At 53.0% G+C, this 5,819-nt stretch carries 8 protein-coding genes; 7 read left to right on the plus strand and 1 reads right to left on the minus strand.

The features are described 5' to 3' along the window. Positions 1-123: 123 nt before the first annotated feature. From pflA to PMX72_RS10130, 6 genes are all read left to right on the plus strand, one after another. Entirely contained in the window at positions 124-942 is an 819-nt protein-coding gene (gene pflA, locus PMX72_RS10105; protein ID WP_271729917.1) for a pyruvate formate-lyase-activating protein, read from the plus strand. A 49-nt stretch (positions 943-991) separates the two neighbouring features. Beyond that, complete coding sequence (locus tag PMX72_RS10110) at positions 992-1,213, plus strand: serine hydrolase (protein WP_271729916.1); 222 nt, start codon at positions 992-994, stop codon at positions 1,211-1,213. A 78-nt stretch (positions 1,214-1,291) separates the two neighbouring features. Beyond that, positions 1,292-2,032, plus strand: a complete 741-nt coding sequence (mtnN, locus tag PMX72_RS10115; protein ID WP_271729915.1) for a 5'-methylthioadenosine/S-adenosylhomocysteine nucleosidase — start codon at positions 1,292-1,294, stop codon at positions 2,030-2,032. A 38-nt stretch (positions 2,033-2,070) separates the two neighbouring features. Continuing rightward, positions 2,071-2,661: a ribosome biogenesis GTP-binding protein YihA/YsxC gene (gene yihA, locus PMX72_RS10120; protein WP_006234871.1), complete on the plus strand. Its 591-nt coding sequence runs from the start codon at positions 2,071-2,073 to the stop codon at positions 2,659-2,661. A 93-nt stretch (positions 2,662-2,754) separates the two neighbouring features. Next, entirely contained in the window at positions 2,755-3,438 is a 684-nt protein-coding gene (locus tag PMX72_RS10125) for a DUF3990 domain-containing protein (protein ID WP_271729914.1), read from the plus strand. Positions 3,439-3,469: 31 nt separating this feature from the next. Further along, positions 3,470-4,102: a helix-turn-helix transcriptional regulator gene (locus tag PMX72_RS10130; protein ID WP_271746217.1), complete on the plus strand. Its 633-nt coding sequence runs from the start codon at positions 3,470-3,472 to the stop codon at positions 4,100-4,102. Between the two features lie 384 nt (positions 4,103-4,486). On the opposite strand, the gene PMX72_RS10135 is transcribed toward PMX72_RS10130, so the two are convergent. Continuing rightward, positions 4,487-5,347, minus strand: coding sequence for a hypothetical protein (locus tag PMX72_RS10135; RefSeq protein ID WP_271729912.1), 861 nt, complete (start codon positions 5,345-5,347; stop codon positions 4,487-4,489). A gap of 102 nt (positions 5,348-5,449) precedes the next feature. Between PMX72_RS10135 and PMX72_RS10140 the strand changes: the two genes are divergently transcribed. After that, positions 5,450-5,713 (plus strand): helix-turn-helix domain-containing protein, encoded by a 264-nt coding sequence (locus PMX72_RS10140; RefSeq protein WP_231501614.1) that lies wholly within the window; start codon positions 5,450-5,452, stop codon positions 5,711-5,713. Positions 5,714-5,819 lie beyond the last annotated feature (106 nt).

The raw sequence follows: 5,819 nt of genomic DNA on the forward strand, positions 1-5,819 counted from the left end.
CTCTTGCGTGGGGCCAAATAGAGCAACCCAATTGAGGGCTAAACCGTTTCACCATCATGCGCATGGGCTAGAATGGCTCTGGCATGTACGTAGCTAAAACCAAAGAGAGGCAAGGTAGCGGGAATGGCTGAGATGACGCTCGAGGGTGTGGACGCTCGTCCCGAGGACTCTGCATTTGCCCTGGGTCGTGTACATTCGATCGAGACGATGGGAACGGTCGATGGTCCCGGAATCCGTTTTGTGGTGTTTGTTCAGGGCTGTCCCATGCGCTGTGCGTATTGTCACAATCCCGATACCTGGTCGGTTAGCGGCGGCACCATGGTGACCGTCGAGCACCTGATGGACGAGTTCCAGAGTAACCATGAGTTCTATCGCAGCGGCGGAATTACGGTTTCGGGCGGCGAGCCACTTCTGCAGCCCGAGTTTTTGGCCGACCTGTTCCGTGCAATGCACAACAACCCCGATGGTCGTGTACATACCTGCCTGGATAGCTGTGGCTACGCCTTCGACCCTCAGCATCCCGAGAAGTTCGATGCCGTGCTCAACGAGACCGACATGGTTTTGCTCGACATCAAGCATGCCGACCCGGTCGAGCATAAAAGGCTGACCGGTTGTGACCCCGCACGCATCCTGGCGTTTGGCGATGAGCTGGCGCGTCGCAGGATCAAGGTCGTTATCCGCCACGTGGTGGTGCCAGGCATTACCGACACGGTGGAGGAGTGCGAGGCGCTCGGTCGTTTAATCGCCCCGTGGCATAACGTGGTCGGCCTGGAGATGCTGCCGTATCACACCATGGGTGTCGTCAAATACGAGCAGCTGGGGATTCCCTATAAGCTTGAGGGCGTTCCACAGATGGATACCGCGCGCATGCCCGAGCTGCGCAACGCCGTCATGACGGGCATGAAAAAGCGCCGCGCCGAACTCAAAAACGCCATCGACTAGCGAGCCATTTTCGCCCCCAAGGGCGCTCATTGGGGACAGACTTAAATGAGTGCGCGATGGCATTGCGGGCAAGCATGTTTTGGTGCGCAACAAGGCAGGCTGGATTAGCGAGGATGGTTACTATTCGACATGCGATGCGGGCCTTATCGACATCGATGGCCGTACCTATGTCATGAGCGTCATGACATCGATGCCGTGGAGCGACCGCTCGAGCGAGGTTACGGCCGCGATTGCAAAGGCTCTGTTTGAATCGCGAGTTGCACTGGCTTAGCGTGTTCGTTTGGCGAGGTCAAACAAAATGCTGGTACCATACCGTGGTTGAGAATTTCGTATAGGTTTGGGGAATGGTATGGCTACCATCGCGATTATCGGTGCGCTCGAAAAAGAGATCATGCAGATTAAGGAAGAGCTGAGCGACGTTTGCGAGGCGCGGGAGGCAGGCTTGAACGTTGTGAGCGGTGGGCTCGACGGCCTGACAGTTGTCGCCACAACGGCGGGCATGGGCACGGTGAACGCTGCCGCTGCGACACAGCACCTCATTAGCAAGTATGCTCCGCAGGCTGTTGTGTTTTCGGGCATTGCGGGCGGTTTGAACCCCAAGCTCCATATCGACGACGTGGTCATTGGTAAACGCCTGCGCTATTTGGATACCGATACCGAGCTTATTGCCGAGTCCGCACCGGGGCTCGAGGAGTTTGGCTCGACGCCCGCGCTGGTCGATATTGCCGTCGACGTGCTTGCTGAGCGTGGGTTTGTTGACGCTTCGACAAATGCAGTCGCTTCGAACGAGGGCACCAAGCAGTTCCTGGTCGGCACGATTGCCACGGGTAACCGCTTTGTGACGGGCGCCGCCATGCGCAACGACGCTATCGAGGCGACGCATGCCGATTGTGTCGGCATGGAGGGCGCGGCAATTGCCCATGTCGCAACCAAAAATGGTGTCGATTGCCTGGTGTTACGCGCTATCAGCGATAATTGTGACGAGGCGTACGATGCAATTTGCGAGCGCGAGTTCGATCTGTTCGAGTACGCGCGTGTCGCAAGTGACATCACGCTCGATATCGTCCGCCGCATTGCCGCTGCGCAATAGCGCGTCTATTTGTAAGAACCTACGACCAAGGAGTGTCCATGGCCGATTCCATTAACTACCAGCTTGCCAAGTTCGTCGCCAGCTACGGCAAGGTTTCGCAGATTCCCGAGTCCACCTGCCCTGAGGTGAGCTTTGTCGGCCGCTCCAACGTGGGCAAGTCCTCGATTATGAACAAGCTCTTTGGCCGCAAGAACCTGGTGAAGGTTTCGAGCACGCCGGGTAAGACGAGCAACATCAACTTCTTCGAGGCCGACGACGTGCATTTTGTGGACCTGCCGGGTTACGGTTTCGCCCGTCGCTCCAAGGCCGAGCGCGACCGCTGGGCAGAGCTCATCGGCGACTTTTTCGACTCCGAGCGCAGCTTTAACTTGGTCGTCTCGCTGGTGGACATTCGTCACGACCCCAGCAAGCTCGACCACGACATGATCGACTATCTGCAGGGCAACGAGTTCAACTTTATCGTCTGCCTCACCAAGGCCGACAAGCTCAGCCGCACCCAGCAGGCCCGCCAGGCAGCAGCCATCAAAAAGCAGCTCAACGTCCCGGCCGAAAACGTGATCATTACGAGCTCCCAGACCGGCACCGGCATCGACGAACTAAAAAAGCGCATCGCCGAGGCTTGCCTCTAGTCAGGCTGCAGCCCCTCAAAAGCTCTCATCTATATCACCCCAGTGATAGTTATTGGTAAACTATCACTGGGGTGATATTTTTAGGAGGTCGATATGGAGCTTTGGCACGGGTCGGAGGTTGTTGTCGAGCATCCATCGTTGGATAAATGCAGGCAATTCAATGACTATGGGCGCGGGTTTTATTGCACACCACATGAGGAAATGGCAATGGAATGGGCATGCCGGACCGAGTCTGATGGCATTGCCAATCGATATGAGCTTGATTTAGATGGCCTTTCGGTCTTGGATTTAGAGTCTGGGGAGTTTTCAATCCTCAATTGGCTTGCGATTTTGGCCGACAACCGGGAGTTTAATGTCTCGACGCCGCTGGCACGCGAAGGACTTCGGTATTTGCTGGACAACTGCCTGATTGATATTTCTCCCTATGACGTTATTCGAGGCTATCGCGCTGACGATTCCTACTTTTCGTTTGCAAGACAGTTCGTTAACGGCATGATTTCGCTCAGGCAATTGCAGCGCATTATGTTTTTGGGGGATGCGGGCATTCAATATGCGCTTATGAGTGAGCGCGCGTTCTCGGCGATCAGGTTTCGCGATTGGAAGCAGGCCTCGGGAGCTGACTTTTATCCCAAACGATTTGAGCGAGAACAGAACGCTCGACGTAAGTACCTGGATACGGTAAACGGATTTGACACCGAGGGTGTCGACATTAGGGATTTGATGTCAGGGAGGGTTGATTTAAATGATCCAAGAGTTAACGGATCGTGGGCCGAGTAGGACATATCCCGTCTATTACCTTGAGGACGCAATGAACAACCTCGGGGATTGCTTCGACTATGCCGTTAACGATTACGGAGCAGAAGGATCGGAAGTTGCTGAACTCTTTTGCCTGAGCGGCGTAGCTCGCGAGTTCGAACGCGGCAACGCATGGGTAGTGTCGGGAAAATCGGGCGTTGAGCTGTTCGCGCTTATCGCCGAAAGGTCGGGCTATCAAAACGGGCCTATACCGGACTGCGCCTATCGATTTGAGAAGACGCCGGAATATTGGGCGGGCTGGATACTGGCATACCTGCAGTGGCGCCTAGGAGAGTCTTTCGAAGATTTGCTGCATGTCGTTCCATTTGATGCGCTGCACGGTCTGTACTATCCCTGGCATGAAGCCTCAGAGGAACGTGTGGCGAGTCTTATTTGCGATATGGCGAAGAAAACACCTCGTCAAACTAAACTGGCGCAAGCAAGAAAGAGGCTCAAGAAAACCCAACAAGACCTGGCATACGAATCGGGCGTATCACTCCGCTCAATCCAAATGTACGAACAGCGCCAGAGAAACATCAACGAAGCATCGGTAACAACCGTAAGGGATATGGCGAAAGTCCTGCACTGCAGCATCGAAGACATCTTAGAGCCAGTCTTTGAATACAAAGAAACTAGCGCAGCCTAAAAGAGATGCTGGCCGCTGATTGCTTAAGTTGCAGTTCGAGCAATTTGAGCAGCGAAGCCGGCTGCCTAGTGGGGGCATGTGGGCCTTCTAGGTATCAAAATCCGCCTACGTATTGAAATGCCCCGCCAAGCTAAAGTGCTCGGCGGGGCATATTTCGATTGACGATGCTAGCAGGGGTTGAACTTTAATATGCCGCGAGTAAGAGGCGTCTGCATTTAGCAATTAAAGTAAATTATTCAATTCGGGTGCTCAGCCAGTATTCTCCATTTGAAGCTAAGATTGCGTACGTAATTCCATTTTTGACAGTTGGCGTACCTACGCAGGCAGCGCCGATCTCCTTAGCGTCAGAAAATGAGAGTGTTGGATCAATTGCTTGTATGGTTGCTAATGCTGTGCCGCGGCATAATCTGAATTTTCGAAGTACATGACTATGTTTTTGAAGCAGTTTTCTGATCCAAGATAGCTGAATAGTAGTTGACTGCTCGAGTCCGAGAAAAAGCCTCCAATACCGGCAAGCGTAGAGCCATTTTTTATCTGAAGCTCGAGTCCCGTGCCGCTATCGTCTAACTCGTAACTCGCCTTCATACTGCTGCAATTGGGAATATCGGAGAATTCCTCGTTAAGTCGTTCAATAAAGCCTTCAGGTGAAATTGAAAACGATCCGTCGCCAAGAAAGGAAGTAATTTCCTTTTCGTTGCGGGTGTCAACGACCTCTCCGCATCTCCCGCATTCTCGAATTTCCTTCGAGGTGGCGTCAACGTAATCGATTTCGGTAGTCCAAGAACCTGGTTGATGCCCAAGGGGTTTCCCTTCGGTTTTGCCGCAGCGTTGACAGGTCTTCGGAACCGTGCATGTTGCTTCTTCCCATTCATGTCCGAGCGGTTTCCCCTCGGTTTTGCCGCAACTTTTACAGGTGCGAGGGCTTGTACAGTTTGCATTGGTCCAAAGTTTGTGGGTGCAAAACATTTGAGGAAACAGCATGGGTAAGCAGAAGATGACGGCAACTATCGCAGCAGTTGCGATAGCCGCTCGTTTATTACCTCCAAGTTTGTTAATGGCACTCGTTAGAAGTGAATCGTCCTCTTCCTTTTTGCATGTGGCACCGTCTTCATTTGATGATCGATCGTCAGGGGAGGTGGTGTCGTCAGCACCATCAGAAACCTGCTTCCCTTCGATATTCGGCTTCTGTTCATCAGATGCACTGGGCGTTTGCTCACTATTGGGCTCTTTCATCTCGTCATCCATGCTTATCGAGTCCCCTCTCTCGTTTCAAATGTGCGATGCGAACAATTGCGATAAGTGAAACAGATGCTCACATGAATATATCCTAGTTTGGGATATATCAAAATGGAATATAGCGTAAACGGTATGAACGTTGATGCTAATAGGACATGCGGAAAATGCCTCTCCCAGATTCGTCGGGAGCAAGGTATCACTCAGGTTGAACTCGCAAAGAAACTGAGGGTACCTCAGTCGTTCATCTCGAAAGTCGAAACCGGGGAACGCAGTCTTAGGGTTTATGAGCAGTTCGCCTATGCAGAGGCACTTGGAATTACCGTCGGAGTTCTCGTGCAAAGACTTGAGGCGGTTCTGAGCAGCGGAGATAAATAGATTGCGCCGCGAATCGGGCGATAATTGAATCAGCGAATGCGATTATCCTGTCGAGGCTGCGCAGGTCCCCTTGGGGCTTCCCCTGAAAACAATCCGCAGATCGAAT

The organism is Collinsella aerofaciens (assembly GCF_028207065.1).
Taxonomy (GTDB): domain Bacteria; phylum Actinomycetota; class Coriobacteriia; order Coriobacteriales; family Coriobacteriaceae; genus Collinsella; species Collinsella aerofaciens_AR.